Raw genomic sequence first — 26,302 nt, forward strand, 5'->3', positions numbered from 1 at the left:
AAAACTAGCTAATTCTTATTATAGGACATAATGTTTTAATTTCCCACTATTGTTTAATGAAAAAAGCACCCTTATTAAAGAGTGCTTCGCTGTTTATTTCGTTTTGAGAAAGGCATCCACCAGTTCCAGTGTCCAAGAAGCTTCATAAGGGAAGGAACAAAAATCATTCTTACAATGGTTGCATCGATAAAGATAGCTAATGCAATGGCAATTCCTATCTGTTTAACTGGCATTACATCTGTAAATGCGAAAGAGCCAGTAATAACGATCATGATCGCTGCTGCAGATGTAATAATCTTTGAAGTTGAAGTTAGACCAAGCAGCGTTGCTTGATCATTGTCACCCGTTTCTTCATACATCTCTTGAATTCTAGAGATCAAGAACACTTCGTAGTCCATACTTAGTCCAAACACAATACCAAAAGTAAAGACGGGAATCATCAATCCAATTTCCACCGGCTCCATAATTGTTCCGCTTTGAAAGATCCAAACGAGTATACCGAAAGTAGCAGCTAAACTCAGCATGTTCATGAGGATTGCCTTGAGCGGAATAAAGATTGACCTAAAGGCAACCATCAGGATAAACAGAGTTGCTGCAAGTACAACAGCGAGTCCATATGGTGCTTTTTCAATAATCTCGTCGAAGATTTCTTGATTAAACTTAGTTGCCCCGCCAATCGTTAAAGAAAGACCTTCATGTTTCTTTTCCCATTCTTTCACAAACTGTTTCGCATCACTTCCTGTAACATCTACAGATAGATATGCGCGAATAACGGCTGTACGGTTATTTACGAAAGGTTCCAGTGCAGAGGATAGCTGCTGTTTACCTTGTTCTGTCTGAAGTAATTGGAATAGTTCAGTGCTGTTTAACTGATTTGTATAATCGAAAATTGATTCTGTTTTTGAGATTTCTTTTTCTTCTTGCAGGTCTTTTACTAACCGTTCTAAAGACTGCAATGCCTTTTTATCCTGTAAGTATGATTTCTCTGACTCTGCAACAATGAGAACAGGGTACAACTCATCTTCGCCAAAAGTTTTTTCAAACTTTTCAAATGCGTTTCTTGATTCATAATCAGGAGGTAACGCCTCTGCTTCTGGGATTGAAAGTTTCATATCCTTAACAGGTGTTACTGAGAAGATGAGCAAAACAGCTGCAAATAATGCCATTATTACTGGCCGTTTCATCACAAACGATGCAAATGAATGCCAGATAGATTGTTCTTTTTCTTTTGTTTTGAGTATTTTTAGAGCGTTAACTCGTTTACCAAGAACCGCAAGCATAGCTGGCAGGAATGTTATAGCATTCAAGACAGATAACACAACAACAACCATTCCGCCAATAGCTACCGTTTTAAAAATATCGATATCAATAAGGAGCATTCCTGATAGTCCTAAAAAGACACATAAACCAGAAAAAGCAATTGATCTTCCCGCAGTTTGCACAGATATGATTGTAGCTTTTTCAATACCTTGATGAAGTTCTTCTCTAAACCGGTTAACGAGAAGAAGTGCAAAATCAATTCCTAATGCCAGTCCGATCATAGGAACAACATTTAACAGAAATATACTTACGTTCGCTTCTAATCCGTAAAAGTATAATAATCCAAGGGAACTTGCTACACTTATTAATCCAACAATTATAGGCAGTCCTGCTGCTACCAGACCTCCAAACGCAAGCAATAGAATAATAAGAGCTGCGGGAATACCAATAGCTTCTGCTCTCGCTAAATCCTGCTGGCTGGCTGTATTCATATCCTCAGCAATAACAGGACCGCCAGTTAAAGAAACAGAAATATCACCATCTTTCGGTAACCTGTCTCTAATTTGATCAATGGATTTCTTTAAATCATTAAAACTTTTATCAAATCGGATTGAGGCAAAAGAAACATTTTCTTTTATCATTTTGTCAGGAGCATCATATGGGCTTTGAACACCTACTGCATCTTCAACATCCTTCACTGATGCAAGCGTCTTATTTACAAATTGTTTATAAGCATCATCCTGTGTTTCGTATTTTTTCGAATCAAAGACTAACATTACAGAAGACTTTGGCTGGTTAAACTTATCTTGGAGAATATTTTCAACCTTAGAAAATGATCCATCCATCTCAAAACCGCTGCCGCTCAATATGGAAGGCAATTTTATTGCAAAGAAGCCTAATAGAATGGTAGTCAAGATCCAAAATGCTATAATAGCAATACGGAAACGATATGTAATTCTTCCTAATCTCAGGAAGGGGGAGCTTTTTTTCATTATGGTGCCTCCTTGTATATATCTTCCCATATTTTAGGTTTGTTCCAAGAGATATGCAAATAATACGTAATATGTTAAAGCAATTATTTTTTAGACAGGATGATCTTTATGATAGTGACAACTGCAGGGAAAAATGCAGAAAGAATTTATGAAAAAGCTAAAGAAACTGCACATTTATTAAATAGCTCTTTTGTAGATAGAGACCGCCATTCTATTTCTTCAATTATTGAAAAATATAACGATAATGTTCTAATGATTGGAGTAGATAAAATTTCTTATCATCCAAAAGACGGAAGCTCTCCTTTCTTTTTTCATCCAAACTCCTCTATGTTTAGAGTAAAGCAATTACTTAGAGGAGATAAAGATCCTTTTATTGAAGCAGCAAAATTAAAACCTGGTATGTCATTACTGGACTGTACCCTTGGACTCGGGTCTGATTCTATCGTTGCTAGTTTAGTAGCAGGTGAAAATGGAAAAGTGACTGGGATTGAGAGTAGCAAGGCTATTTCATTTGTTGTACAGAGCGGCTTGAAAGTATGGGATAGCAGTATAAAAGATATGAATAATGCCATGCGCCGCATTGAAGTCATTCATAGTGAACATTATGAATTCTTAAAAAAGGCAGCAGATAATCGTTTTGATATTGTATATTTTGATCCCATGTTTGAATCGAGTATCCAATCACCAGGAATTCAAGGTTTAAAAGGAAGTGCTGATTATCGTGTAATCACACCTGAAGTTATAGAAGAAGCATTACGAGTGGCGTCACAGCGAGTAGTGATGAAAGACAGCAGAAATAGCAGTAAATTTGAAGAGCTTGGATTCAAAGTAATTCAGCGAAACGCCAGCTTTATATATGGAATAATTGAGAAGAATAAATAAATCAGAGGTGATAGAATGATTGATTTAAGAAGCGATACACTGACACAGCCGACTAAAAGAATGAGACAAGCTATTTTTGAAGCAACGGTAGGGGATGATGTTTACGGTGAGGACCCTACAATAAACAGGTTAGAAGAACTGGCAGCAGAAATGCTTTGTAAGGAAGACGCACTATTTGTTACAAGCGGAACACAGGGAAATCAATTAGCTGTTCTTGGCTTTTGTTCACCAGGCGATGAAATTATCGTAGAATCGGAGTCTCACATCTTCTTTTATGAGGGAGGGGCTATTTCAGCTTTAGCTGGGGTACAACCGCGTGTAATAAAAGGGATAAAAGGGGCAATGGATCCAAAAGAAGTTAAGAGCGCAATCCGGTCAGAAGATATTCATTTTCCTGATACATCATTAATTTGCCTTGAAAATACACATAACCGGTCTGGAGGTTCTATAGTTTCTACAGAGAATATGAAAGAAATCTTTCAGGTTGCCCAAAAGGCATCTATACCTGTACATATAGATGGTGCAAGGTTATTTAATGCTGCAGTAGCATCTAATAAAAAGGTGACCGACTATACACAATATTGTGATTCAGTTCAGATTTGTTTATCAAAAGGTTTAGGTTCTCCGGTTGGATCCCTCTTGGCAGGAAAAAAAGAGATGATTCAAAAAGCTAGAAAATGGAGAAAACGATTAGGCGGAGGTTTGAGACAGGCAGGCTTTTTAGCAGCCAGCGGTATAATCTCATTAACCGAAATGGTAGACCGATTAGCTGAAGATCATGAAAAGGCAATGAGACTAGCTGATGCTATTGAAGATATTAGCGGACTTTCCTTAAAAAATAGACCAGAAACCAACATAGTCATTGTAAATATTGAAAAGACTAATAAATCTAATGAAGAATTTTTAGATGATCTAAAAAGAGAAGGAGTTCTTGCTGTATCTTTTGGAGAAGGTCAAATACGATTAACAACTCATTATGATGTGAGTTTAGAAGATATCGACAAAGCAATATCTGCATTGAAGAAAATCGTATAAACATAAAGTTCTTTTCTAAAGGCTCTTCTCTAAAAGATTGTTGCTTTTGGGTCATTTTTTCATTCTCTGCATTGACAAGTTGATTGGAGAGCAAGGTGCGAGACTCCTGCGGGAGCAGCGGGACAGATGAGACTCCTAAGGGCGCAAAGCGCCGAGGAGGCTCACCGCACGCCCCGCGGAAAGCGAGCATCCTGGAGCGGAAATCAACCTCTTTCAAGCGCAACAAAGGTTTGCGAAAACAAATAGGAGCAGCCAAAATAAAAACCGGGGAAATTCCCCGGTTTTTTTATTTGAATTCAATCGGTTTACGATTATGGGTTGCTTGTTCATATACATATGAAATCTCTATCAATTTTTTCTCTGAGAATGCTCCTGCAGTCAAAATGATGCTTAGCGGCAATCCATCTTCATCAAATCCTGAAGGTACTGAGATAGAAGGGTAGCCAGCTTTTGCAGGAATTCCATACCAAACATCATTAGGACTGATAAGTGCATCAAGCTGATTTTCATGCATAACTAAATCAATTCCGTTATTTTGTGTATTCTCTAAATCATTCAATCTAGACTCTAAGTAAGCAGAGCTTGTTAATGTTCCTTCCGTCTGGTCACTCTCAATCAATAATTCTTGATTATGTTTTAGACAATCTTTTTTATGTTTTTCGTTATAGGCAATGATATCTGATAACGTCTGTAAACCTAGTGCTGGGGATACTGTCTTCAGATAATTATTGATGCCTGATTTAAATTCGTACAATAAAACGTTATAATCAAACCCGCCGTTTTCTAATGGAGAAATTTGATCCAAATAAACAATCTCTGCTCCTTCTTTTTTTAGGTCAAAAAGAGCTTGGTCAAACACCAATTTTTGATTTTCATTTAAGTTTCTTATGCAAAAATCATATGTTATTCCTAATCGTTTTCCTTTTAGTGATGCATTTGCAAGTCCATCCGTATAAGAGATCGAAGAGGGTGCACAATGTGTGGCAGAATCTTCAGAGTCACAGCCTGATAATATTTCGAGCAAAACAGCCGCATCTTTAACATTTCTCGCCATTGGCCCAGCTGTATCCTGACTAATAGAAATAGGGATGATTCCTGTTCTTGAAACCAGACCTACTGTAGGTTTTATCCCAACAATATTGTTATTTCCTGCAGGGCAGAGTATGGAGCCTGAAGTTTCAGTTCCAACTGCAAGCATTGTAAAATTGCAAGCTACTGCTGCTCCTGATCCAGAACTCGAACCACTTACATCAAGGACACCGGGACCATAAGGGTTTAACACTTGTCCGCCCCTAGAACTGAAGCCATTCGGCATATTATAAGCCATGAAGTTTGCCCATTCTGTCATATTTGCTTTACCAAGAATGATAGCACCAGCATCTCTAAGTTTATGTACAATAAACGCATCCTTCTTTGCGTAGTGATTTTGAAGGGCTAATGACCCGGCGCTTGTATGCATTTGATCAGCAGTATCAATATTATCCTTAATAATCACAGGGACGCCATGTAAAGGACCGCGAACTTTACCGTTTTTTCGCTCTGCATCCATATTGCGGGCAATGAAAAGAGCTTCTGGATTTACCTCAAGAACAGAATTAATAGAAGGACCAGCTTTGTCGTACATGGCTATTCGTTTCAAATAGTGTTTAACCAGTTCGTATGACGTCAATTCCTCATTTTCAAAATAAGTATGTAACTGGTCCAGCGTCATTTCTTCAATTTGCAACAGGTTTATTTGGGACATTTTGCCGCTTCCTCTCTTATTTACTCATTACTTATTATATAAAACTGTCGCAAAAAAAGGAATTTTCATATTATTGCTAGAATACATAAAAAAAGGCCCGCATCATGCAGACCTTTAAGAGAATTAGCTGAATTGCTGTATCAGTCTTCTATTGAGATTTTCATTGGTGTCCATTCACCAATGATACCTTGTCCATGAAGGGAAGTACTTCCTTCAGATGATAAGTCTTTTTCTGTCATTAAACCAAGTGCAACTGTAAATTCATTAAATTTAATCGGAACATTTTTCTCAATTCTCACTACTTCACCATTTACCGAAAAAATAACTTCATCGGCTACACGGTTATAAGAGATCTGATACTCATTCCTTTCTCTTTGCTTAAAAGCTGATTCTTCTTTAAAGATACAAAAATATCTTGTTTTATTCGTTTCAGGAACTTGTACACCCGGAAAAGGGAGGACAGCATAAACACTGGCATACTGGTCATTGCCAGCAAAGAAATCAAGCGCTGCACCCGTTGTGAAATCTAATAAGTTTACAGAAACAAATCCATCATATAAATCACCAGGATTCGTACCGATAGGCCGGGAACGCATATTCCACTTAAATGTGATGCTGCCTTCTTCAGGGACTTTCACTGGTTCTTTAGAGTAATACATGTGCTTTGCATTATCTAAAAATTGGACAGAAGGGTGGGTTTTAGTAAATGGATTAACTCTGACATATAGTTCATCATTTCTTACGATTACAACTGCTTCCGGCTCTCTAAACTCATGGAATGATCCATCTGGAAGAGGGAAACCTCCCATTTTCCATGTGTCAGATTCCGATAGTATGGAATGAAAATTACCCAGTACAATTTCACTTTGAAGTTTTTTCATTAAACACAGCTCCTAGTTATTTGCTTTATAAAGTTATTTAATCAAATAAAAAGTATTGAGGCAAATGCTGGCTGTTCTATTAATACCCGTCCATAAAAAAGCTAGATTTATTACATGGACAAGTATATTTCAGAAAAAACTGAATAATAATGGTATTAAGAGCTCGCAAATTAAAGGAGGGTGTTTCTCTATGAAAACTGTATCTCATATTAATTTACGAAAAGAAAAGGAAAAAACGTTTACTTGTGATGATAGAATCATGTTGTTTATTACGAAATTTCATTTAAAAGCCAAAAGGGACAAATGGTTAACATTGAGGCTGCTTCTTAGAAAAGGTTCAGCAGATCTCGTAGAACAAATTTTAATCAGTTCAGAATACAGAAGAGATTTCCCTGAACTGCTTGAAGATGAAACTGTCAGAGATTTTTACTTGGACTTAAAGAATCCAAAAAAAGAAATGTGCCTTACCATTTAGCCTTTTGGGAAACCAAAAGGTTTTCTTCTTGCCATTTTTAGTGTGCATGGATACCTTCATTTGTTATAATACTGACAAGAATATGAAGGAGCATGATTTATGAAACGTTATACATTAGAAGAAGCGAATCAGCTGCTGCCAATACTCTCAAAGGAATTTGATTCTCTGCATAACCTGCAAAGAGAATTCGACCTTTGGTACGAATCGTTTCAGCAGGTGGAGCCCCATTTAAATGCTGCTGAAAAAGCAGAATGGGAAAAAAGAATTCAATATATGGAATTGGAAGCTGAAATTTTCATCTCAAATATTCTTTCTCATGGTGTATGGTTTGAAGATGCATTTTCATCTACACTTCATTTTCCCGCAATTTTAAATGAAGACAAAGGTATTTTCAAATGGCATCCAGAGGAACCGTTAATAACCGTATATCAAAGTGCTGAAGAAAAAATTACTCCATTGAACTTAGTAAATTAAGGTAACCCTATTAAATTGTTGTAAAAAACTCTTGTTTTATTTCTGTTTATTGTTTATGATATTAATCGTGACGGTAATTAGCGCCTATAGTGAAATGGATATCACACGAGATTTCGGCTCTCGTATTCTGGGTTCGAATCCTGGTGGGCGCGCCACTTTCCAATTGAATATCTGAATATCGGTAAATCCGGTACTCACCACGGGGAATGGTAATTGGGACCGGTGGTTTTTTATTTGGCGTCATAAATAAACTAACGTTGCAGGTTGGTGATTATTAATGTCAGAAAAAATGAGAGTACTTTTGTATTATAAGTATGTACCGATTGATGATCCGGAAAGCTTTAAAGACGAACATTTAAAGTTTTGCAAGGATTTAGGACTTCTAGGACGTATTATTGTTGCGCCAGAAGGGATCAACGGAACAGTTTCAGGTACATTTGAACAAACACAAATCTATATGGATCATCTAAAAGCAGATCCTCGCTTTGAAGATATGGTCTTTAAGATAGATGAAGTTGAAGAGCATACATTTAAAAAAATGTTTGTGCGTCATAAAAAGGAACTTGTAACTTGGCGTTTCGAAGAAGATGTGAATCCGAATCAGCTTTCGGGTAAACGATTGTCGCCAAAAGAGTTTTATGAAGCTCTTCAAGATGAAGATGTTATCGTTATTGATGGTCGTAATGACTATGAATATGAAATCGGCCATTTCAAAGGTGCGATTAAACCTGATGTAAAAGCTTCACGCGATTTCCCAAAATGGGTCCGTGAAAACTTAAGTGAATTTAAAGATAAGAAAGTATTAACATATTGCACGGGAGGAATCCGGTGCGAAAAGTTCTCAGGATTCTTATTGCAAGAAGGCTTTAAGGATGTTTCACAGCTTGAAGGCGGTATCGTAACTTATGGAAAAGATCCTGAAGTACAAGGACGATACTGGAACGGTAAATGTTATGTTTTTGACGAGCGGATCTCAGTGCCAATTAATCGTACTGAAGAAGATGTAGTTATCTCTAAATGTTATTATTGCGGCAAAACAGAAGATCGATACGTAAACTGCGCAAATCCAGAGTGCAATAAACAGCATGTTTGCTGTACGGATTGTGAAGTTAAGCATAAACGCTCATGTACAAAGGAATGTTTGGAGCATCCTCGAAACCGATACGAAACTGAAAGTAAAGAACAACAAAGCGTTTAAACAAGAGCCAGTAAATATACTGGCTTTTTCTTTTTGCCTGTTTTAAAGTTAACTTTAACAACTAGTACTAGGGGGAACAAATGTGAACCGTGCAAATGAAATTTCTGAAAAAGTAATAAGTAATTATCAAAAAGATGAAGGAATGATGATCATTATTTATGCCCAGTGGTGCGTAAATAACGGACTTGATCCAAAAGCTGTTTATTTAAAAGCCTATCCTGACCAGGGAAACAATGAATATGTAATGCATATGCTTGAGCAGACTGTAACTAAAGAAGAGGCAGAGGATATTGCTAATGAAACGCTTATGCAGGTTTTATCTTTATTTGGGAACGAGGATCTAGCTTTCATTGTATCAAAAGAAATAGGTGCATTGGAGGCGAAAAAGAATGACAGGACATAAAAAACTAGTGCTTGCCAGTTATAAAACAGGGCAATATATAGGCGAGGCAGAAGATGAAAGAAATCAGATGGTACTCTTAAAAGTTCTGGCAGTTGTATCTCATCCTTGGCAAGGAGATCTTCATAATCCAAAGAAAGCTGACGTTCCATTTTTTCAGGAAAGAAGAGCTTTAAGCAATGGAGAAAGAACATGGGTGCCAATACATACTATTAAAGAATATGATGGGAATCCTCCTGAATACAAAGAATCGTTACGAACAGCTTTAAGCAATTACATAAATAAACTTAAAGAAGATAATAGTGACTGGGCTAAACGTTCACTGGAATGTCTTTATCAATTAGAAAAAGATTATAAAATTTGATTAAGAAACTTTAAATTGTGGAAATGAAATGATAATACACACATAATAAGGTGGCGATATAATTGGATTTGCAGCAGAAAATAATCGAAGAATTACTAGTAAAACCCGAAATAGATATTGAAGATGAAATAAATCAAAGAATACAGTTTTTGAAGGATTATGTAAAAAGAACAGGTGCAAAGGGTTATGTCCTGGGAATTAGCGGAGGACAGGATTCGACATTAGCAGGTAAACTAGCTCAAACTGCATTGGAACAGCTGAGAGAGGAAACAGGTGAAGAATATTCATTTATTGCTGTAAGACTTCCATATGGTGTACAAAAAGATGAAGAAGATGCACAATTGGCTTTAAAATTTATTAATCCTGATATTTCTCTTACGGTCAATATTAAATCAGCAGTAGATGCCTCGGTGAAAAATTTCAAAGATGCAACTGATAAAGAATTGAATAACTTTCTTAAAGGAAATACGAAAGCCCGAGAAAGAATGAAGGTGCAATACGATATAGCTGGTGCCTATCAATGTCTTGTGATCGGAACAGACCACGCAGCAGAAGCGATTACTGGTTTTTTCACAAAACACGGTGACGGTGCATGTGACCTCGTTCCTTTATTTGGGTTAAATAAGAGACAAGGCAGAGCTTTACTGAAACAATTAGGAGCTGACGAACGCCTTTATTTAAAAGTGCCGACAGCTGATTTAGAAGATGACAAACCGCTTATTCCAGATGAAACAGCATTAGGGGTAACATATGAAGAGATCGATAATTATTTAGAAGGAAAAGAAATCTCAGCATCTTCGAAAGAAAAAATTGAAAAACGATTTGTACAAACCATGCATAAACGTAATCCACCTGCCTCAGTTCATGATACATGGTGGAAATAACCTGAAACACCTGGTCTTATACCAGGTGTTTTTGTTTTAAGGATTTTAGGTTATACTTGTTTTTGGAGAAAAGGGGAAGGGGATTCTTAATTTGAGTAAAACAGCAAAAATCATTATTGTTGCAGGTGTTATATTTCTGGCTTATTTTGTATTTGATTCGATTAATCGTGAAAATACCAGAAAAGAACGTCTTAATGTGATCGACGATCATTTTAAAAAACCTTTTAAAATTGAGGAAGAACTTAAAGAGCAATATGATGAAGATTTTTTAATCGAAATGGACAATGAATTCTATATGGTAACTGTTAAAGACAATAAAGTTGTTAAGACAGTTAAACAGTAATTAAAGACCGCTGAAAAGAGCGGTTTTTTTATTTGAGGCTGTTGTCTTCGTTGCTCTTGGAAGCGGTTGATTTCCGCTCCAGGTGCTCGCTTTCCGCGGGGCGTGCGGTGAGCCACCTTGGCGCTTTGCACCTGCTGTGTCTCACCTGTCCCGCTTCTCCCGCAGGAGTCTCGCACCTTGCGCTTCAATCAATTTGTCGATGAAGAGCGGTAACAAAATGCCCTGATGCCACAATCTTTTGAAAACAACCATTTGAAAATATGTTCTATAACTAAGTTAGTAGGACATTATACTTAAAATCTTCACAAATCTTTTATATAAAAAGTTCTTTAGGAGCAATTTTCTTTACAATTGAAAATGCATGCTAACTCCTTAGCTTTCCTATGCTATGATTTTTTTGGCTTTACAAAATCATTGCAAAAAAGGGGTTTGTTTTATGAAATGGAAAAAATGTTTATCTGCTTTTGTCATAATAACATCCGTAATTTCTGTACAGTCACCGTATAATTCATCCGTTGGTGCTGCAGGAACAAGTGAAGGGCCAGTCATATCTGAAGTAGCATGGATGGGGACAACCATTGATGCAAACGATGAATGGGTTGAACTCTTTAATCCGACAAACGAGATCATACAGCTAGATGGTTGGACACTTAAAGCTTCCGACGGAACTCCATCTGTGCAACTCACAGGCTCAATCAGCCCCGGAGATACTTTTTTACTCGAAAGAACAGACGATTCAACAGTTCCTGGAATGACAGCCGACCAGATCTATACAGGAGCTCTCTCAAATACCGGAGAATTTCTAGAACTAGTTGATGGAGCTAATCAATCAATTGACACTATTTCGAGCTGGTATGCGGGCGATTCTGCGTCAAGAGCGACGATGGAAAGAAAAAGCCCGTCTGCATCCGGTGATGACCCTCAGAATTGGCAAACTGCAACTGTAAACTATGACGCAGGATTTGGTACACCTGGAACAGTGAGTGGTACTTCAAACGGTCAGCCAGAACAATTAAATAATATAAGCAATGAAGTTGGAGCCATAAATGTTTATTTTAATAAAAGTGCATTAACTCAGTTTGCAACACCTGGTAATACGGCTAACTATAATGTGAACTTAGAAAACCGTTTAATTAATCGGATTAACGAAGCAACAGAATCTATTGATATAGCTACATATGAGATTAATCTTCCTAACGTAGTTAATGCTTTAATTGATAAGGCTGCGGCAGGTGTTACAGTTCGTATGATCGCTGATGCAAAGCCATTAAGTGATGCTGAGCATGATGCAAGATACGAACTTATGAAACTTTATTTAGAGAAATTAACTAGAGGAAAAGACGGAGCAGTTAACACTGCTGATGATGTTCATATTTTTTCAGATTCAATAATCTTTGCCGTAGAGGATTCCGCGAAACGATCTCAGTATAACCTCTCTCAAACCGGTTATCAGGATTTCACACAGCGTACTGTAAATGTCGGTAGCGGCAGTCAAACAGGACACATGCTTGTCGATGGGGAGTCCAAAGATTCAAATGCTTATTATTCACCAGATGATCAAATGCATAATAAATATCTTATTATTGATGGGAAATGGGTATTTACAGGGAGCTGGAACTTTACCACTACAGGTCTTTACGGTACAGATGAGAACAGAGAGTCAGGGATCTTAGATGGAAACTCCAATCATTCAATTGAATTGCATTCAACTGAACTATCATCAATATATAAGACTGAATTTGATGAAATGTGGGGAAGTGCAGATGTGAAGCCAAATCCTGCAGTTTCTAACTATGGATCTCGCAAAACAGATAATACCCCGCACCAAGTTACAGTAGGAGGCAAAGTAATAGAAGTATATTTCTCTCCTGGTGATAATGCAGTTCCTAAAATGAATGAGACTATAGAATCATCAGCTGATCAAAATACGTATTTTAGTATATTTGCATGGTCCGATCAATCACTTGTTGATACGCTGAAAGTGAAATGGGAAGGATCTCTTAATGACATGGAAGGTACACTTACTGGCTTTGATATCAAAGGGGTTTTTGATGATTCATTCTGGAATATGTGGTGGTCAGCATCTGTGGATATGACAGGAAGAACTGCTTCGCAAACGAGTACAAACAACCCAAATACACGCTGGAAAAATCCTGCTCCGGTTTATATGGATAAGGAATCAAGAAAACTTCATCATAAATACTTTATCATTGATGCTGATACTTCCAGTGACCCGTTAGTTATTACAGGTTCTACAAACTGGAGTACAAACGGAAACGATGTAAATGACGAAAATGCATTGTGGATTCATGACTTATCTATTACGAATCAATTCAAACAAGAATTTATGGCAAGATATGAACAAGCCGGCGGTGCTATTCAATAAAATATAAATTTGTAATAAAGTGACTCTTGAAGGGAGTCACTTTTTCATTTACAGTAGATGAAAGCTCAATCGCATACATATTATATAGATGAGGTGGTTAATCAATGGAAAATTCATACGTTTTATATCACGATCAGATAATTAAAAGTGGTTCAATACCTGTAGATCCTGAAGATAGAGGGTACTTATTCGGTGATGGTATTTATGAAGTTGTTTTTGTATATGACAGCAAACCATTTGCATTTAATGAGCATTTTGATCGGTTTGAGCAAAGCGCAAAAAAATTAGAACTTGCAATGCCTTATGATATCGCAACTTTCAAACACCTAACAGAAGAATTAATAACTAAAAATAATATTGTTAACGGAATGGTTTATATTCAAATGACAAGAGGGGTTGCACCTCGTAATCATTTGTATGAACGTAATATGCAGAGTGTGGTTACAGGGTTTGCTAAGTCAGTTTCTTTAGATTCCATTGAAAAGTCTCAGTCCAATGGAATTCAAACATATCTGACAGAAGATATTCGATGGCTGCGCTGTGATATCAAAAGTTTAAATTTACTTGGTAATGTAATGGCAAAAAGAAAAGCTGCAGATTTTGACTGTCAGGAAGCTATTCAGCATAGGGATGGGACAGTTACTGAAGGTTCATCATCCAATGTTTTTATAGTGAAAAATGGTACGCTTAAGACACATCCTGCTACAAACCTCATTTTAAATGGCATCACTCGGCAAATCGTTATTAAACTTGCTGAAAAGCTTCAAGTTCCAGTATTAGAAGAATCGTTTACAGTGGAAGAACTTATTGAAGCAGATGAAGTATTTATTACAAGTACAACAATGGAAGTAACGCCTGTTGTCCAACTTAGAGGAAACAAAGAACAAGCATATAAAATTGGACCTGTTACTGCTGAATTACAAAAGCAATTTAAAACTCAAATCGAACTAAATACTTCTGCAATGAAATCTTAAAAAACGTTAGAGGAAAACATGAAGAATTTACTCAAATATTTTATTAATGGGTTATTAACAATCCTTCCGATCGTGTTAGCGGTATATATTATTTATAAGATCTTTGGTTTCTTAGACAGCATCTTGGGCAATTTACTAAAGGATGTATTAAAAGAAGACTATATTCCGGGAATTGGCCTTATTACAACCATTGTCTTAATAACCGTTTTAGGATGGATGTCTACACAGTATATATCAGGCAAGATATTTAGACTTATTGATCGAGTACTTGAAAAAACACCTTTTGTAAAAACGGTATATACAGTGATTAAGGATACCGTTCATTCAATCTTTGGTGAAAAGCGGTCATTCTCAACAGTTGTACTTATCGAATATCCAGAGCTCAATATGAAAAGTGTAGGGTTTGTCACAACAGAGGACGTAAGCAGTCTAGGGGAAGAACTAGCAGATCACGTAGCAGTCTACATTCCACAAACCTTCCAGATTGCAGGTTTTACATTTTTAGTACCTAAGGAAAGAATTAAAATCCTGGATGTAAAACCTGAAGAAGCAATGAAATTTTTGCTTTCAGGTGGCGTTGCAACAAAATAAATGAAGAAGCATCCTTAACATTTTAAGGGTGCTTTTTTGTGTTATAAACCTTTTCTTTTCATACATTGTGAGTAAAGGAAGGTGTTAATATTGACAAGCTCAAAGAGAATTTATACAAAATTAACACTTATTCCGCTGCATATAATCATGCGTCCTCTTTATATTTTAAAAAAGAAAAAGGTAATCTGGAGAATCAATACCATTCAAGAACAGCAATTAAAGCGTAAATGGAATAAAATATTGGAGTGTGCTGACGGGCTCTCTATAACTTTTCAAAAAGACAAGGAATTAATAGAACGAATTAAAAGGGAAACCTCACTTAATAACAAAAACAATATAACAAGAACTGCTGCCTACCTTTCTTTTTATAAAAGACACCCTGAGGTTCACTGGTCTTTTTTAGCGCATATGGTCTCCAGGAACGCGGGTTATTTTATGACAGATTTAAAAGGTGAATTTTTGCCTGATTTAATAGATCGTTCTGTAATTGAAGAGTTATATTTCATGCTCGAAAAAGGCAACAGTATTATTTTTCAGGATGCCTATCCTCAATTACTTCTGTACGAAGAAAGTAAAAAGAGGAAGATCTCACTATTTAACTTATGTAAATTCTTTAATGTTTCTTCTTTTATGGAAGGTGTATGGGAGATGTTTTTCGATGGCGACCGTACTCCTTTATTGCCATCGGCTCAAATAATTAATGAACAAAGCCATATCGAGAAGCATTTGATTAGAACAGAACAGTTTCAAAAATTGCAAAACCAATTATCTTTCAAGCTCCAGGATTGGCTTCACCTTTCACAAATTCTCTTTCCTATACTGCCTATCAACAATTCAATAGGGGATATCATGCAAGGGTTTGAAACAATAGAAAAACGGATAGAGTTAGGGCAAAACTTATACGTGATGCTCTTTCAGTATAACAACTTTGATCCTGTCTATAATTTCGCAGATAATAATCCCCATACTGGCTCTCGTTCTGATTATGATTCTGATGTTTTTGCAGTATCTAAAAATCAGAACAGCGGATCGCCAAAAGAAAAGTTATCTCTTTTTAAAACAAAAAAAAATCAAAGACTATACAGTCCTAAACTTGAGGCAGTGTGGGACAAAAACTATCATGGACCTTTTCATTCTTCTGATTGGTTCTCTAATCCTAAAAATATATTTTCTCAGATCAGATTAGTCTCAAAACCTTCTCCTCAAATCCGGTTGGCTTATTGGGCAGGACTTCATCAAATAGAAACTGTATATCTTTTGAAACAGTTTTATCGGCTAATCAAAAAAAATAGAGGCCTTTAAAAGGGCTCTATTTAAATAAAGAAAGTATGTTTCCCATTTGCTGAGCTAGACCCATAACTTGGTTAGCTCCACCCATCATCTTGCCAAAATTAAATCCTGAGCCTTGTGTGTTTGGATACATAGATGCATTCTGCTGACTGCCTTGCTGAGAATTAAATGGCATACCCTGCATCATTGGATGGGGGGCTAATCCAGGCGGCATCATTGGCGGCATATATGGCATGTATGGCTGTGCGAATCCTTGTATATATTGCTGCGGCATTGTTGGAGCAGGAGCAGCTGGCGCATAAGGTGGTCTGTCAGGGATGTTATGGCTTTGGGAGAATACTTTTGAAGAAGGAGTGGAAAAAGGATCATATCCGCCATAAGGGAACATTCTCACGGAATTCTCTTTCAAAAAAAATCACCTCAAAATAGTTTCTATATATATATATTCAACTATACAAAAAGCGACATAACCCTTAGAAGGAACTGATTAAAACGCCCTGTCCAAATTTTATATTTACATCCTGAATGTAGTGAAAGGTGCGAGACTCCTGCGGGACTGGCGGGCAGGTGAGACACTTAAAAGTGAAACGTACAAATGTGGCTCACCGCCTGCCCCGCGGAAAGCGAGTACCTGGACAGGAAATCAAAACTTTCAAAAGCAATAGATTTTTTTTCTTCTTTCAAAAAGGCTCTTTTCTAGAAAATTGTAGCTATAGAGAGGTTTTGAAAATCTTCATTGAAAAGTTGATTGAAGGGGAAGGTGCGAGACTCCTGCGGGACTGGCGGGCAGGTGAGACACTTAAAAGTGAAACGTACGAATGTGGCTCACCGTCTGCCCCGCGGAAAGCGAGTACCTGGACCGGAAATCAACAACTTCCAAAAACTACATAGAGTACAGGTACTTTTTCAAATTCTTTACGCAATGTTTTCGAGCGCTCAGCAGCATTTTCTACAGCTGCTTCGATTGCTTTCCCGCCGCCGTTTTCGTCAAGAGCATCAAGGCCGGCTGCAGTCGTTCCGTTCGGTGAAGTAACCTTTTTGCGCAGCTCAGCAGGTGAATCATCTGATTCCATAACCATTTTACTTGCTCCGTATAAAGTCTGTGCTGCAATATCTCGAGCCATCTCTCGATCAAGTCCGTTCTCAACTGCTACATCTTCCATATGTTCAAGCAGATAGTAGAAATATGCCGGACCGCTTCCTGCGATTCCTGTGAAAACATCCATTTGTTTCTCAGAGATAATTTTTACTTTGCCAATTGCTTTCGATAATTCTTGAGCTAAATCCAAATCTTCATTTTTTACATACTTACCAGCACTGATTCCCGTTATGGATTCTCCAATCATACTGGATGTATTTGGCATAACACGGATTACTGGGAGGTGTTTGCCGATTATCTCTTCAATGAATGGTGTTGATATTCCAGCAAGAACTGATAAAATCACATGGTGGTCTTGCAGATTCGTCTTTAGTTGCTGCAGAACCTCTTCTGCTTGTTTTGGTTTTACCGCAAGAATAATCACATCTGTATTCTTTAATGAAAGCTCATTAAAAGAAACTGCTTGAATGTCGTATTTGTTAATTAGTTCAGATCTTCTTTCAACATTAGAATGATTTGCTGCAGTAATCCTTTCAGGCGAGATACCAGCTTTGTTAATAAGCCCTGATATCATTGCTTCTGCCATAGATCCTGCACCAATAAAAGAAATGTTTCTGTGTTTTAACATGCAACCCCTCTTTCAAAATTTTAACTGTTATTTATAAAGTACTATGTTAACAGGTTCACAATTAGATGCAAGTTTATCTGTTCATTATTACAGGATTGTAATATGATTTTTACATTAAAACGTTTACAGGTAGGGGAGAGACAATGAAATTTTATATCGCATCCAGTTTTAAAAATAAAGGGCTTGTTCAAAAGATGGCAAAAGATATTCAGACACAACTAGGATGGGAACATACATATGATTGGACTTTGAATGAAAGAGCGGAAACGATTGTAACACTGACAGACATAGGAGTAAAAGAATATGAAGGAGTATTAGAATCAGAGGTGGTTATCGTGATTCTGCCCGGCGGAAAAGGATGTCATACAGAAATGGGAATTGCGCTTGGCAGTAAAAAGCTCCTATTTCTATATGATCCGGACAGGATTCTAAATAACCTAAGTGATGCAACAGCCTTCTATTTTTTACCGGAGATTAAACATTGGAACGGAGATATTAAAGTATTGAATGATACTTGTATTTCAATGAATTATTGAGCTTTTTTATAAGAATGATTTTGAAAAGTTGTAATCGTTTTTTCGGCAATTCTGTCATATCCTTCATCATTAGGATGAATGGAGTCATAAAGCCATTTATCAATATCTTCAGTTTGAAGTGCGTCACTTACAGGAACCACTACAGACGGCTGATGGGAAAGTGCTGTTTCATATGCAATTAAATTCCAGTCATTCAATAATTTTTCTGTTGCTGGATAATAGTTTTTCTCAGACTTCACAACATTATATAATTCATTAAGCACCAATACAGCATCCGGGTTATGTTTACGGATAAGCTCAAATATATCTTCTAAATTCTGTTCGTAGCCGGTTTTAACTTCATCATAGCTTTGAATAGCTTTCAGAGGACCTTCTTCTTTTGCGATTTGAACCAGATCATTGCCGCCAATATTAATCGAAATAATATCTGCTTTTTTTACCGATTCTTGCACGGCAGCTATTCGCAGCTGATTCAACAAACCTTGGCTGGTTGCACCAGAAATTCCTTGGTTTTCAAGAACAAAGGTTTTGTCAGTTAAGCTTTGGAGATTTGTATTTACCTTTTGAGCAAATCCGCCTTCTTCAGAACCTCTCCCTTGAGCAACTGAATCACCAAGTACTAAATGACTGAATGTGGATTTTGGACTGTCTTTGAAGTAATCAAGATAAGTGATTTGACCCTTATCCTTATTTTCACTTTTAACTATAACCGATGCTTCTTTAATTTGGTTTATTTTATACTGTGGATAGTAATACCACCCAGCTGTACCAATTATGATGAATAGAAGAAGCAAGGATACGATATATCTTTTCTTCATTTTTATCCCTCCTCCTTAAATATTTTTATATTAAAAGATATTAACATAAATATGCCTAGAAAGTGCAAGGTGACAATTTGACGAACGATACGCTTAAAATACCCGTTTTCATTCCATTGATTATCGGAATTATCGCTATATCATTTTCATCTATTTTTGTGAAATGGTCAGACGCTCCTGTATCTGTGCAAGGGATGTACCGGCTTTTGTTTACTTTATTTCTAATGCTGCCATTTACATTGAAGCACATAAAAGCTCTTAAAAGCATTTCTTTAAGAGAATGGATGCTGTTGCTTTTATCAGGAACATTCTTAGCTCTTCACTTCTTGTTTTGGATGGGTTCTTTAAAGTTAACAACTGTGGCAAGCTCAACAATCTTGCTTTCACTGCAGCCTGTTTTTGTTATGGCAGGAGCATACATTGCTTTTCGTGAAAAAACATCAAAACCAGCCGTTATAGGAATGCTTGTTGCCATTACAGGTGCTGTCATGATTGGCTGGGGAGACATTGGTATCTCGAAAGAGCACATACAAGGAGATATACTATCCATATTAGGAACAATCGTTGTTGCTGTTCATATGCTGATCGGTCAAAAGCTCCTTAAAACGATACCCGCTGTAATTTATAGTTTTTCTGTATTTTTATCTGCAGTTATCGTTTTTGCTGTTTACAATACACTTTTACACATCCCAATGACAGGATATTCCGATAAAGATTGGGGTATATTTTTATTGCTAGCCATTGTGCCAACAGTTTTTGGACATGTTCTTTTTAATTGGCTTCTTAAATACGTAACTGCTGCAACTATCTCTATGGCAATATTAGGCGAGCCTGTAGGAGCTACATTGCTTGCGTATGTATTATTAAATGAAACATTATCTTTCTCACAATGGGCTGGTGGAGCAATCGTGTTATTAGGACTTTATTACTTTTTAAAAAATACCCGAAAACTGAAGAAAGATAAACCACCAGCTCCGATAAAAAGTCCTGTAACTGCAGGACCCATCGTAAAAAAGGGTAATGACACTTAATCGATAAAGCCTTTTTCTATGCTTTTGTAGGACATTCTTATATGATGGAACAAATATATAATAAGGAGTTTGATTTCATGAAGGATTATGAGATTGCTGCTTTTGCAGGAGGCTGCTTTTGGTGCATGGTAACACCTTTTGAAGAGTGGCCAGGGATTATTAAAGTTGAATCAGGCTATACAGGAGGACAAAAAGAAAACCCTACGTATAAAGAAGTGTGCAGTGAAACGACTGGACATTTTGAAGCTGTCCAAATCACTTTTGACCCATCAATCATTTCTTATGAAAAAATAGTATCTGTTTTCTGGAAGCAAATTGACCCTACAGATGCCGGAGGACAATTCTACGATCGGGGAGACTCTTATCGCACAGCCATCTTCTATCACAATGAAGATCAAAAAAAAATAGCTGAACAATCCAAAGCTGAATTACAGGAGAGTGGACGATTCGATAAGCCAATTGCAACCTTAATACTGCCTGCTCAGACTTTTTATAAAGCTGAAGAATATCATCAGGATTATCATAAGAAAAATCCGTTTCATTATAAAAGATACAGACAGGGTTCTGGACGTGACCTCTTTATTAAATCACATTGGGAGGATAAAGAGAAAAAAGAAGAAATACTGAAAACACTAAACCCAATGCAATATAACGTTACACAAAACGATGCAACAGAACCGCCATTCCAGAATGAATTTTGGGATCACACTGAAGAAGGTCTTTATGTCGATATTGTTTCTGGAGAACCGCTTTTCAGTTCTCTTGATAAGTTTGACAGCAGCTGCGGATGGCCAAGCTTTACTAAACCTGTTCGTTCTTCGACAGTTGATGAAAAAGAAGACCTTTCTCATGGGATGATTCGAACAGAAGTCAGAAGCAAAGAAGCTGATTCTCATCTCGGCCATGTTTTCACAGATGGCCCTAGAGATAAAGGTGGTCTTCGTTATTGCATAAATTCTGCTGCTCTCCGTTTTATTTCGAAAGACCAATTAAGGGAAACGGGTTATGGAGAATACTTGACACTTTTTGAAAACAAATAAAACCAGCCGTTGGCTGGTTTTATTTGTTTTTTAGAGTTGAATAGGAGTTAGATTGTATAGATTTAAGACGGATAAATAACATGATAGCCCCAGCTGATAAACCTGAAATCAACCCGATCCAGTAGCCATATGCTTCAAAGGAAGTGAAATTGGCTAAATAATACCCAACTGGCAATCCAAGTACCCAATAGGAGATAAATGACAGTATAAATGTAACATTTACATCTTTATATCCTCTTAACGCACCCTGTATGGGAGCTCCTATCGCATCAGCAAGCTGGAAAAACACAGCGTACCATAAAAAAGAGGTAGTAAGCTGTATTACATCAGGTTCATTCGAGTAAATGCGAGCAACTTGTTCATCAAAAGCTATAAGAAAACCTGATAAAATCAATGCAAAGCCAAGAGCTGTAAAAATTCCAATATAACCGTACTGTGCAGCATCTTTATATCGTGATGCTCCTACTTCAAATCCGACTGCTATCGTTAGAGCAAAGGAAATGCTCAATGGGAGCATATAAAGAAAAGAAGCAAAATTTAAAGCAGCCTGATGAGCAGCAATTGTGACTGTATTAAAGTCACTCATCAATAATGTAACTGCAGCAAAAATACTAACTTCAAAAAAGATAGCCAGCCCAATTGGTATTCCTATTTTCAATTGTTCCTTCCATGCTGAAAGGGAAGGCTTATAGAAATTCTTGAACAGATGATAACTTCTAAATTCGTTCAACCTCATCACAATGACAATCGTTATAATAGCTGTAATCCAATATGTTATAGAAGAAGCAATTCCAGCGCCGATTCCTCCTAGTTCAGGAAATCCAGCTTTACCAAAGATAAACAAATAATTGAAAAAGGCATTTACGGGTAACGCAAACAGTGTAACAAACATTGAAATTCTAGTTTGGCCCAATGCATCTATAAAGGATCTTAATGCACCGTATAAAAATAAAGGCAATATCCCAAAAGACAATGCGATCAAATATCCTCTAGCAACACGTTCGACCTCAACTTCTAACGACATTGCATTCAAAATCGGATCCAATATAAATGAACCAAGAACAATAACGATTATTGAAATCACAACGGAAAGGTAAACTGCCTGCATGACAGCTCTAGGAACATTTTTAGTGTCTTTTGCACCTGTCAGCTGAGATACAATAGGAGTCAAAGCCATTAAGATCCCGTTTAAACCTGTAAAAACCGGTACCCAAAGGCTTGTGCCTATGGCAACACCTGCAAGCTGTTTTGCTCCGGCATGTCCGCTCATAACTGTGTCAAAAAAGTTCATGGCATATAGTCCAAGCTGCGTAATCAGTACAGGGACTACCAAGATGAAAAATTGCTTATATTTATCTTTTAATGTGTGTGTTTGGAACATTTGCATACTTCCTTTGTTGTTTTAACTGACAAACAGAGCTAATGCATTATATCATATAATTATAGACACATACGTAAAGGAGCAGCAATGAGCGTTCAATTTTTATTTGAAGTTGAATCGGTTCAGCCAGGTGAGCAATCGGATGAAAAACTAGTTTTAGTATCTACAGAACTTTTATATAAAAGCAGCGGAGAAACGATCTTTAACGGAATCATACCTGTTAGAGTTAATGAACACGGGGTTTTCGTTTCTATACAAGCTATTTCTTCTGCATTTACATCCAAGTACTTGCGAACAGAAACATTGTTCAGGCTGAAACGATACATTAAGAGAATGAGAGATTACTTAGATTTAGACTAAATGGAATATGTTGACTTTTTAGATTTTCCCTCATATAATATGGAAAACTAAAGAACCGAACATTTATGAAAAAGAGAGTACTCTGTCTAGTTTGTTATAGAGAGCCGGGATCGGTGGGAGCCTGGCACAACTAACAGAAGAAGCGCACTTTGGAAATGTTTGCTTGAAAATTCCGTAGGGCAAACCGGGACATCCCGTTAACAGATCGAGCGGCCTTTTAAAGGCAACAAGAGTGGTACCGCGGTATAATCCGTCTCTTCTATTATTAGAAGAGACGGTTTTTTATTTTGGGAGGGAAAAATATGAATGAAAAAAGAGAGTTTGCAGCTTATCTTCAAAGTCAAATTGGTGAAGATCTCACTTTTGAACAAATCGTATCTTTAATTGAAAAACCGAAACAGCTGTATCAAGGCGATTTAGCTTTTCCTTGTTTTCAGCTAGCAAAAATCTATAAAACTTCACCTGCTGAGATCGCTAATAGATTATCTGCAGGCAGCCTCCCAAGTCTCTTTAGTAAGATTGAAACTGCCGGAGGATATGTAAATGTGTTCTTAAATAAAAAATCGGCGGCAGCTAACCTGATAACTAACATATTAAAAGAACGAAAGAATTATGGCAGTCATTTGATCGGAAAAGGTAAAACAATTGTGTTTGACCTGTCATCTCCTAATATTGCGAAACCTTTTTCAATGGGACACCTTCGTTCAACAGTGATCGGATCCTCTTTAGCCTCAATCAGTGAAAAATGCGGTTATGAAACGGTAAAAATCAATTATATTGGAGACTGGGGTACTCAGTTTGGAAAATTAATCTCAGCCTATTTACGATGGGGGAAAGAAGAAAAAGTTAAAGCCAATCCAATCCCAGAACTGACAAAACTATATGTTCGCTTTCATGAAGAAGCAGATAAAGATCCTGCATTAAACGATGAGGGTAGAAAATGGTTCAAGCAGCTGGAAGATGGTGATCCAGAAGCAATACAATTGTGGGTGTGGTTTAAAGAAGTATCATTAAACGCATTTCAGAAGATTTATGAACTCCTTGGAGTCCAATTCGATTCGTATAATGGAGAAGCTTTTTTCAACGATAAAATGGAAGCTACCATAAAAGAACTTACTGAGAAAAACCTTCTCGAACTTTCCGACGGTGCTCAAATCGTAAATGTTGGTGAAGACATACCGCCGTGTCTGATTAAAAAAACGGATGGAGCGACACTTTATGCAACACGTGATCTAACTGCAGCAATTTATAGAAAGGAAACTTACGATTTTGATCAAGCTTTTTATGTTGTAGGCCATGAACAATCTCTTCATTTTGAACAAGTTAAACGAGTACTTAATAAAATGGGATATGAATGGGCAAAAAATATGCATCATGTTCCATTCGGGCTTATTTTGCAGAACGGGAAGAAGATGAGTACGCGAAAAGGAAGAACTGTTTTGCTTGAAACGGTTCTTTTGGATGCCATTCAGCTTGCTGAAAATAATATTCGAGAGAAAAACCCAGCGTTACTCGAGGTTGATGAAGTAGCTCGTCAAGTTGGGGTAGGAGCAGTAATCTTTCACGACTTAAAAAATGAGAAAGGCAATGATGTTGAATTCTCTCTTGAGCAAATGCTTAAGTTTGAAGGAGATACAGGACCTTACGTGCAATATACAGCAGCTAGAATTCAAACGTTATTAAATAAAGGCAATTTTAATGGTCAATTGCCAGAAAATTTCTCAATTGCAGAAGAGAGCTGGGAGCTTATTTCTGTTTTAAATGAGTTTCCGTTAATCGTACAAAATGCATTTTTCCGAAAAGAACCTTCTATTATATCGAAATATGTTTTAAAGTTATCTCACAAGTTCAACCACTATTATGGAAGTGTCAAAATCCTTAATTGCAATGAGACGGCAGAAAGACTTGCGTTATGCGCCAGCATACAGATCGTTTTACAAGAGGGCTTAAGATTATTAGGCATTCAGACACCTAAACAAATGTAACGGGTGAGTAACTTTTGAATTATATTTATAATATTATATAGAAGAAATAAATCTTTTTTAGTTTTGAGTTTACTTACTGGCAAATTCTTACGATTCCGTTATATAATCTTATAACCTTAAATCTTCCGGAATCGAGGAAAAAATAGATGAAAACTTACAGCGAACAAACTAAAGGTGTCTGGTACGCGGCTTTCGCTTACTTGATCTGGGGGTTCCTTCCTTTATACTGGAAACCTTTAGATCAATCAGGTTCAGGAGAAATATTAGCTCATCGTATCTTTTGGTCATTTGTACTAATGCTTGCAGTAATGTTTTTTTTAAAAAGAAAAAAGGACCTTAACAGAGATATTAAGATCCTTTTTTCAAGCAAAAAACAATTCTTTTCTGTTTTTATAGCTTCTCTATTAATCAGCGGTAACTGGCTAATGTATATCTGGGCTGTTAATAACGATCATGTAGTTGAAGCAAGCCTAGGGTATTACATTAATCCGCTTGTAAATGTCATTTTAGGTATGGCAGTCTTAAAAGAAAGATTAAATAGCTGGCAGATAGTATCATTTGTAATTGCGGCATGCGGTGTTTTTCTTTTAACTTGGCAGTACGGAAAATTCCCTTGGGTAGCAATATTCCTGGCACTCTCTTTTGGGCTTTATGGACTTGCAAAAAAACTTGGGAGCTTTGATTCCTTAACTGGATTAACATTAGAAACGATGTTTGTCGTTCCTGCTGCTTTTGCTTATATAGCATATCTTCAGTGGAACGGAACAGGTTCTTTTATTACTGGCGGAATTTCAACAACTGTCCTTCTATGGGGAGCAGGTATCGTAACCGCATTGCCGCTCGTACTGTTCGCTCAAGGAGTAAAGCGGATTACAATGACGATGACAGGATTCCTGCAATATATTGCGCCAACCATTATGCTTTTGCTGGGAGTCTTCTTATATCACGAAACGTTTACTGATATTCATCTCGTTTCTTTTACCTTGATCTGGCTAGCACTCCTTATATTTACTATAAGTAAAACGAAATGGGCAAATTATCTTATAAATCGCAAAAACAAAAATTCACTTTCTGCGAAAATATAGTATAATGGCAATGACCATTGTTACAGTTGAAACCTTATCAATGATAAGGTTCTTTTCATTCATTGTTTGAGAGCGCTTTATATAGGGAAAAATTAATGGCGAGAAATGATGGAATCACCTGTTAACAGCAACAGCACAATACTTACAAAGGGAAGCAGGAGGGAAC

26 protein-coding genes, 1 tRNA gene and 1 other annotated feature are annotated in these 26,302 nt (G+C 36.9%); of the genes, 20 read left to right on the top strand and 7 right to left on the bottom strand.

The genetic code is table 11. The annotated features are described in order from the left end of the window. Positions 1 to 74 precede the first annotated feature (74 nt). Entirely contained in the window at positions 75 to 2,252 is a 2,178-nt protein-coding gene (locus ACFQ4X_RS07565; RefSeq protein WP_379834136.1) for an MMPL family transporter, read from the bottom strand. A 108-nt stretch (positions 2,253 to 2,360) separates the two neighbouring features. Here ACFQ4X_RS07565 and ACFQ4X_RS07570 point away from each other — a divergent pair, with 108 nt between their 5' ends. Then, positions 2,361 to 3,134, top strand: coding sequence for a class I SAM-dependent methyltransferase (locus ACFQ4X_RS07570; RefSeq protein ID WP_379834138.1), 774 nt, complete (start codon positions 2,361 to 2,363; stop codon positions 3,132 to 3,134). Positions 3,135 to 3,149: 15 nt separating this feature from the next. After that, entirely contained in the window at positions 3,150 to 4,169 is a 1,020-nt protein-coding gene (gene ltaE, locus ACFQ4X_RS07575; RefSeq protein ID WP_379834140.1) for a low-specificity L-threonine aldolase, read from the top strand. A 286-nt stretch (positions 4,170 to 4,455) separates the two neighbouring features. Here ltaE and ACFQ4X_RS07580 read toward each other — a convergent pair whose 3' ends face one another. Both ACFQ4X_RS07580 and ACFQ4X_RS07585 read right to left on the bottom strand, forming a co-directional pair. Then, on the bottom strand, positions 4,456 to 5,913 hold the full coding sequence (locus tag ACFQ4X_RS07580; RefSeq protein WP_379834142.1) for an amidase family protein: 1,458 nt from the start codon (positions 5,911 to 5,913) through the stop codon (positions 4,456 to 4,458). A 140-nt stretch (positions 5,914 to 6,053) separates the two neighbouring features. Beyond that, complete coding sequence (locus ACFQ4X_RS07585) at positions 6,054 to 6,794, bottom strand: DUF6081 family protein (RefSeq protein WP_379834143.1); 741 nt, start codon at positions 6,792 to 6,794, stop codon at positions 6,054 to 6,056. Positions 6,795 to 6,984: 190 nt separating this feature from the next. On the opposite strand from ACFQ4X_RS07585, the gene ACFQ4X_RS07590 reads away from it, so the two are divergent. From ACFQ4X_RS07590 to ACFQ4X_RS07645, 12 genes are all read left to right on the top strand, one after another. After that, a complete protein-coding gene (locus ACFQ4X_RS07590) occupies positions 6,985 to 7,269 on the top strand; it encodes a hypothetical protein (protein WP_066289963.1) in 285 nt (94 codons plus the stop codon). A 99-nt stretch (positions 7,270 to 7,368) separates the two neighbouring features. Then, complete coding sequence (locus tag ACFQ4X_RS07595) at positions 7,369 to 7,743, top strand: DUF2203 domain-containing protein (RefSeq protein WP_379834145.1); 375 nt, start codon at positions 7,369 to 7,371, stop codon at positions 7,741 to 7,743. 80 nt (positions 7,744 to 7,823) lie between these two features. Then, positions 7,824 to 7,898: transfer RNA gene (locus ACFQ4X_RS07600), tRNA-Arg, on the top strand. Between the two features lie 122 nt (positions 7,899 to 8,020). Beyond that, a complete protein-coding gene (locus tag ACFQ4X_RS07605; RefSeq protein ID WP_379834147.1) occupies positions 8,021 to 8,941 on the top strand; it encodes a rhodanese-related sulfurtransferase in 921 nt (306 codons plus the stop codon). Positions 8,942 to 9,023: 82 nt separating this feature from the next. Then, positions 9,024 to 9,344, top strand: coding sequence for a hypothetical protein (locus tag ACFQ4X_RS07610; RefSeq protein ID WP_379834148.1), 321 nt, complete (start codon positions 9,024 to 9,026; stop codon positions 9,342 to 9,344). Beyond that, positions 9,331 to 9,705 (top strand): kinase-associated lipoprotein B, encoded by a 375-nt coding sequence (locus ACFQ4X_RS07615; RefSeq protein WP_379834150.1) that lies wholly within the window; start codon positions 9,331 to 9,333, stop codon positions 9,703 to 9,705. The genes ACFQ4X_RS07610 and ACFQ4X_RS07615 overlap by 14 nt, the downstream gene beginning before the upstream one ends. Positions 9,706 to 9,773: 68 nt before the next feature. Beyond that, positions 9,774 to 10,589, top strand: a complete 816-nt coding sequence (gene nadE / locus ACFQ4X_RS07620; protein ID WP_379837076.1) for an ammonia-dependent NAD(+) synthetase — start codon at positions 9,774 to 9,776, stop codon at positions 10,587 to 10,589. A gap of 91 nt (positions 10,590 to 10,680) precedes the next feature. After that, entirely contained in the window at positions 10,681 to 10,932 is a 252-nt protein-coding gene (locus ACFQ4X_RS07625) for a hypothetical protein (protein ID WP_379834151.1), read from the top strand. A 436-nt stretch (positions 10,933 to 11,368) separates the two neighbouring features. Next, complete coding sequence (locus ACFQ4X_RS07630) at positions 11,369 to 13,318, top strand: phospholipase D-like domain-containing protein (RefSeq protein ID WP_379834153.1); 1,950 nt, start codon at positions 11,369 to 11,371, stop codon at positions 13,316 to 13,318. A 104-nt stretch (positions 13,319 to 13,422) separates the two neighbouring features. Continuing rightward, positions 13,423 to 14,292, top strand: a complete 870-nt coding sequence (dat, locus tag ACFQ4X_RS07635; protein ID WP_379834154.1) for a D-amino-acid transaminase — start codon at positions 13,423 to 13,425, stop codon at positions 14,290 to 14,292. Positions 14,293 to 14,310: 18 nt separating this feature from the next. Next, positions 14,311 to 14,883: a DUF502 domain-containing protein gene (locus ACFQ4X_RS07640; protein ID WP_379834156.1), complete on the top strand. Its 573-nt coding sequence runs from the start codon at positions 14,311 to 14,313 to the stop codon at positions 14,881 to 14,883. A 90-nt stretch (positions 14,884 to 14,973) separates the two neighbouring features. Then, positions 14,974 to 16,185: a DUF2515 family protein gene (locus tag ACFQ4X_RS07645; RefSeq protein WP_379834158.1), complete on the top strand. Its 1,212-nt coding sequence runs from the start codon at positions 14,974 to 14,976 to the stop codon at positions 16,183 to 16,185. Positions 16,186 to 16,192: 7 nt separating this feature from the next. Here ACFQ4X_RS07645 and ACFQ4X_RS07650 read toward each other — a convergent pair whose 3' ends face one another. Both ACFQ4X_RS07650 and proC read right to left on the bottom strand, forming a co-directional pair. Beyond that, positions 16,193 to 16,582, bottom strand: a complete 390-nt coding sequence (locus ACFQ4X_RS07650; RefSeq protein WP_379834159.1) for a hypothetical protein — start codon at positions 16,580 to 16,582, stop codon at positions 16,193 to 16,195. A 457-nt stretch (positions 16,583 to 17,039) separates the two neighbouring features. Further along, a complete protein-coding gene (gene proC, locus ACFQ4X_RS07655; RefSeq protein ID WP_379834161.1) occupies positions 17,040 to 17,900 on the bottom strand; it encodes a pyrroline-5-carboxylate reductase in 861 nt (286 codons plus the stop codon). A gap of 143 nt (positions 17,901 to 18,043) precedes the next feature. Here proC and ACFQ4X_RS07660 point away from each other — a divergent pair, with 143 nt between their 5' ends. Continuing rightward, the gene (locus tag ACFQ4X_RS07660; RefSeq protein WP_379834162.1) at positions 18,044 to 18,436 is read left to right on the top strand and encodes a group-specific protein; all 393 of its coding nucleotides are present in this window, start codon (positions 18,044 to 18,046) and stop codon (positions 18,434 to 18,436) included. Here the strand turns inward: ACFQ4X_RS07660 and ACFQ4X_RS07665 are convergent. Next, on the bottom strand, positions 18,430 to 19,254 hold the full coding sequence (locus ACFQ4X_RS07665; RefSeq protein WP_379834164.1) for a GDSL-type esterase/lipase family protein: 825 nt from the start codon (positions 19,252 to 19,254) through the stop codon (positions 18,430 to 18,432). The two genes, ACFQ4X_RS07660 and ACFQ4X_RS07665, sit on opposite strands and share 7 nt — an antisense overlap. 77 nt (positions 19,255 to 19,331) lie before the next feature. Between ACFQ4X_RS07665 and ACFQ4X_RS07670 the strand changes: the two genes are divergently transcribed. Together ACFQ4X_RS07670 and msrA are read left to right on the top strand one after the other, a co-directional pair. Then, positions 19,332 to 20,285, top strand: a complete 954-nt coding sequence (locus ACFQ4X_RS07670; protein ID WP_379834166.1) for a DMT family transporter — start codon at positions 19,332 to 19,334, stop codon at positions 20,283 to 20,285. 77 nt (positions 20,286 to 20,362) lie between these two features. Next, the gene (msrA, locus tag ACFQ4X_RS07675) at positions 20,363 to 21,325 is read left to right on the top strand and encodes a peptide-methionine (S)-S-oxide reductase MsrA (RefSeq protein WP_379834167.1); all 963 of its coding nucleotides are present in this window, start codon (positions 20,363 to 20,365) and stop codon (positions 21,323 to 21,325) included. Positions 21,326 to 21,344: 19 nt separating this feature from the next. On the opposite strand, the gene ACFQ4X_RS07680 is transcribed toward msrA, so the two are convergent. After that, positions 21,345 to 22,706, bottom strand: a complete 1,362-nt coding sequence (locus tag ACFQ4X_RS07680; protein ID WP_379834169.1) for an MATE family efflux transporter — start codon at positions 22,704 to 22,706, stop codon at positions 21,345 to 21,347. Between the two features lie 87 nt (positions 22,707 to 22,793). On the opposite strand from ACFQ4X_RS07680, the gene ACFQ4X_RS07685 reads away from it, so the two are divergent. The 3 genes from ACFQ4X_RS07685 to rarD all read left to right on the top strand — a co-directional run bounded on the left by ACFQ4X_RS07685 (position 22,794) and on the right by rarD (position 26,136). Next, positions 22,794 to 23,066, top strand: a complete 273-nt coding sequence (locus tag ACFQ4X_RS07685) for a hypothetical protein (protein WP_379834171.1) — start codon at positions 22,794 to 22,796, stop codon at positions 23,064 to 23,066. Positions 23,067 to 23,122: 56 nt separating this feature from the next. Next, positions 23,123 to 23,327: a binding site (T-box leader), on the top strand. A 41-nt stretch (positions 23,328 to 23,368) separates the two neighbouring features. After that, positions 23,369 to 25,051 (top strand): arginine--tRNA ligase, encoded by a 1,683-nt coding sequence (argS, locus tag ACFQ4X_RS07690; RefSeq protein WP_379834172.1) that lies wholly within the window; start codon positions 23,369 to 23,371, stop codon positions 25,049 to 25,051. Positions 25,052 to 25,197: 146 nt separating this feature from the next. Beyond that, positions 25,198 to 26,136, top strand: a complete 939-nt coding sequence (gene rarD, locus ACFQ4X_RS07695) for an EamA family transporter RarD (protein ID WP_379834174.1) — start codon at positions 25,198 to 25,200, stop codon at positions 26,134 to 26,136. The last annotated feature ends 166 nt before the right edge of the window (positions 26,137 to 26,302 follow it).

The sequence above is a fragment of the Fictibacillus halophilus genome, assembly GCF_042680145.1.
GTDB classification, from domain to species: Bacteria; Bacillota; Bacilli; order Bacillales; family Fictibacillaceae; genus Fictibacillus; species Fictibacillus halophilus_A.

Coding starts and splice junctions, on each gene's coding strand:
- ACFQ4X_RS07615 (WP_379834150.1), top strand. CDS start 9,331: ATGACAGGACATAAAAAACTAGTGCTTGCCAGTTATAAAACAGGGCAA.
- ACFQ4X_RS07665 (WP_379834164.1), bottom strand. CDS start 19,254: ATGAAGAAAAGATATATCGTATCCTTGCTTCTTCTATTCATCATAATT.
- ACFQ4X_RS07605 (WP_379834147.1), top strand. CDS start 8,021: ATGTCAGAAAAAATGAGAGTACTTTTGTATTATAAGTATGTACCGATT.
- dat (WP_379834154.1), top strand. CDS start 13,423: ATGGAAAATTCATACGTTTTATATCACGATCAGATAATTAAAAGTGGT.
- ACFQ4X_RS07570 (WP_379834138.1), top strand. CDS start 2,361: ATGATAGTGACAACTGCAGGGAAAAATGCAGAAAGAATTTATGAAAAA.
- msrA (WP_379834167.1), top strand. CDS start 20,363: ATGAAGGATTATGAGATTGCTGCTTTTGCAGGAGGCTGCTTTTGGTGC.
- ACFQ4X_RS07595 (WP_379834145.1), top strand. CDS start 7,369: ATGAAACGTTATACATTAGAAGAAGCGAATCAGCTGCTGCCAATACTC.
- ACFQ4X_RS07680 (WP_379834169.1), bottom strand. CDS start 22,706: ATGTTCCAAACACACACATTAAAAGATAAATATAAGCAATTTTTCATC.
- ACFQ4X_RS07565 (WP_379834136.1), bottom strand. CDS start 2,252: ATGAAAAAAAGCTCCCCCTTCCTGAGATTAGGAAGAATTACATATCGT.
- ltaE (WP_379834140.1), top strand. CDS start 3,150: ATGATTGATTTAAGAAGCGATACACTGACACAGCCGACTAAAAGAATG.
- ACFQ4X_RS07685 (WP_379834171.1), top strand. CDS start 22,794: ATGAGCGTTCAATTTTTATTTGAAGTTGAATCGGTTCAGCCAGGTGAG.
- ACFQ4X_RS07590 (WP_066289963.1), top strand. CDS start 6,985: ATGAAAACTGTATCTCATATTAATTTACGAAAAGAAAAGGAAAAAACG.
- rarD (WP_379834174.1), top strand. CDS start 25,198: ATGAAAACTTACAGCGAACAAACTAAAGGTGTCTGGTACGCGGCTTTC.
- ACFQ4X_RS07630 (WP_379834153.1), top strand. CDS start 11,369: ATGAAATGGAAAAAATGTTTATCTGCTTTTGTCATAATAACATCCGTA.
- argS (WP_379834172.1), top strand. CDS start 23,369: ATGAATGAAAAAAGAGAGTTTGCAGCTTATCTTCAAAGTCAAATTGGT.
- proC (WP_379834161.1), bottom strand. CDS start 17,900: ATGTTAAAACACAGAAACATTTCTTTTATTGGTGCAGGATCTATGGCA.
- ACFQ4X_RS07660 (WP_379834162.1), top strand. CDS start 18,044: ATGAAATTTTATATCGCATCCAGTTTTAAAAATAAAGGGCTTGTTCAA.
- ACFQ4X_RS07585 (WP_379834143.1), bottom strand. CDS start 6,794: ATGAAAAAACTTCAAAGTGAAATTGTACTGGGTAATTTTCATTCCATA.
- ACFQ4X_RS07580 (WP_379834142.1), bottom strand. CDS start 5,913: ATGTCCCAAATAAACCTGTTGCAAATTGAAGAAATGACGCTGGACCAG.
- ACFQ4X_RS07640 (WP_379834156.1), top strand. CDS start 14,311: ATGAAGAATTTACTCAAATATTTTATTAATGGGTTATTAACAATCCTT.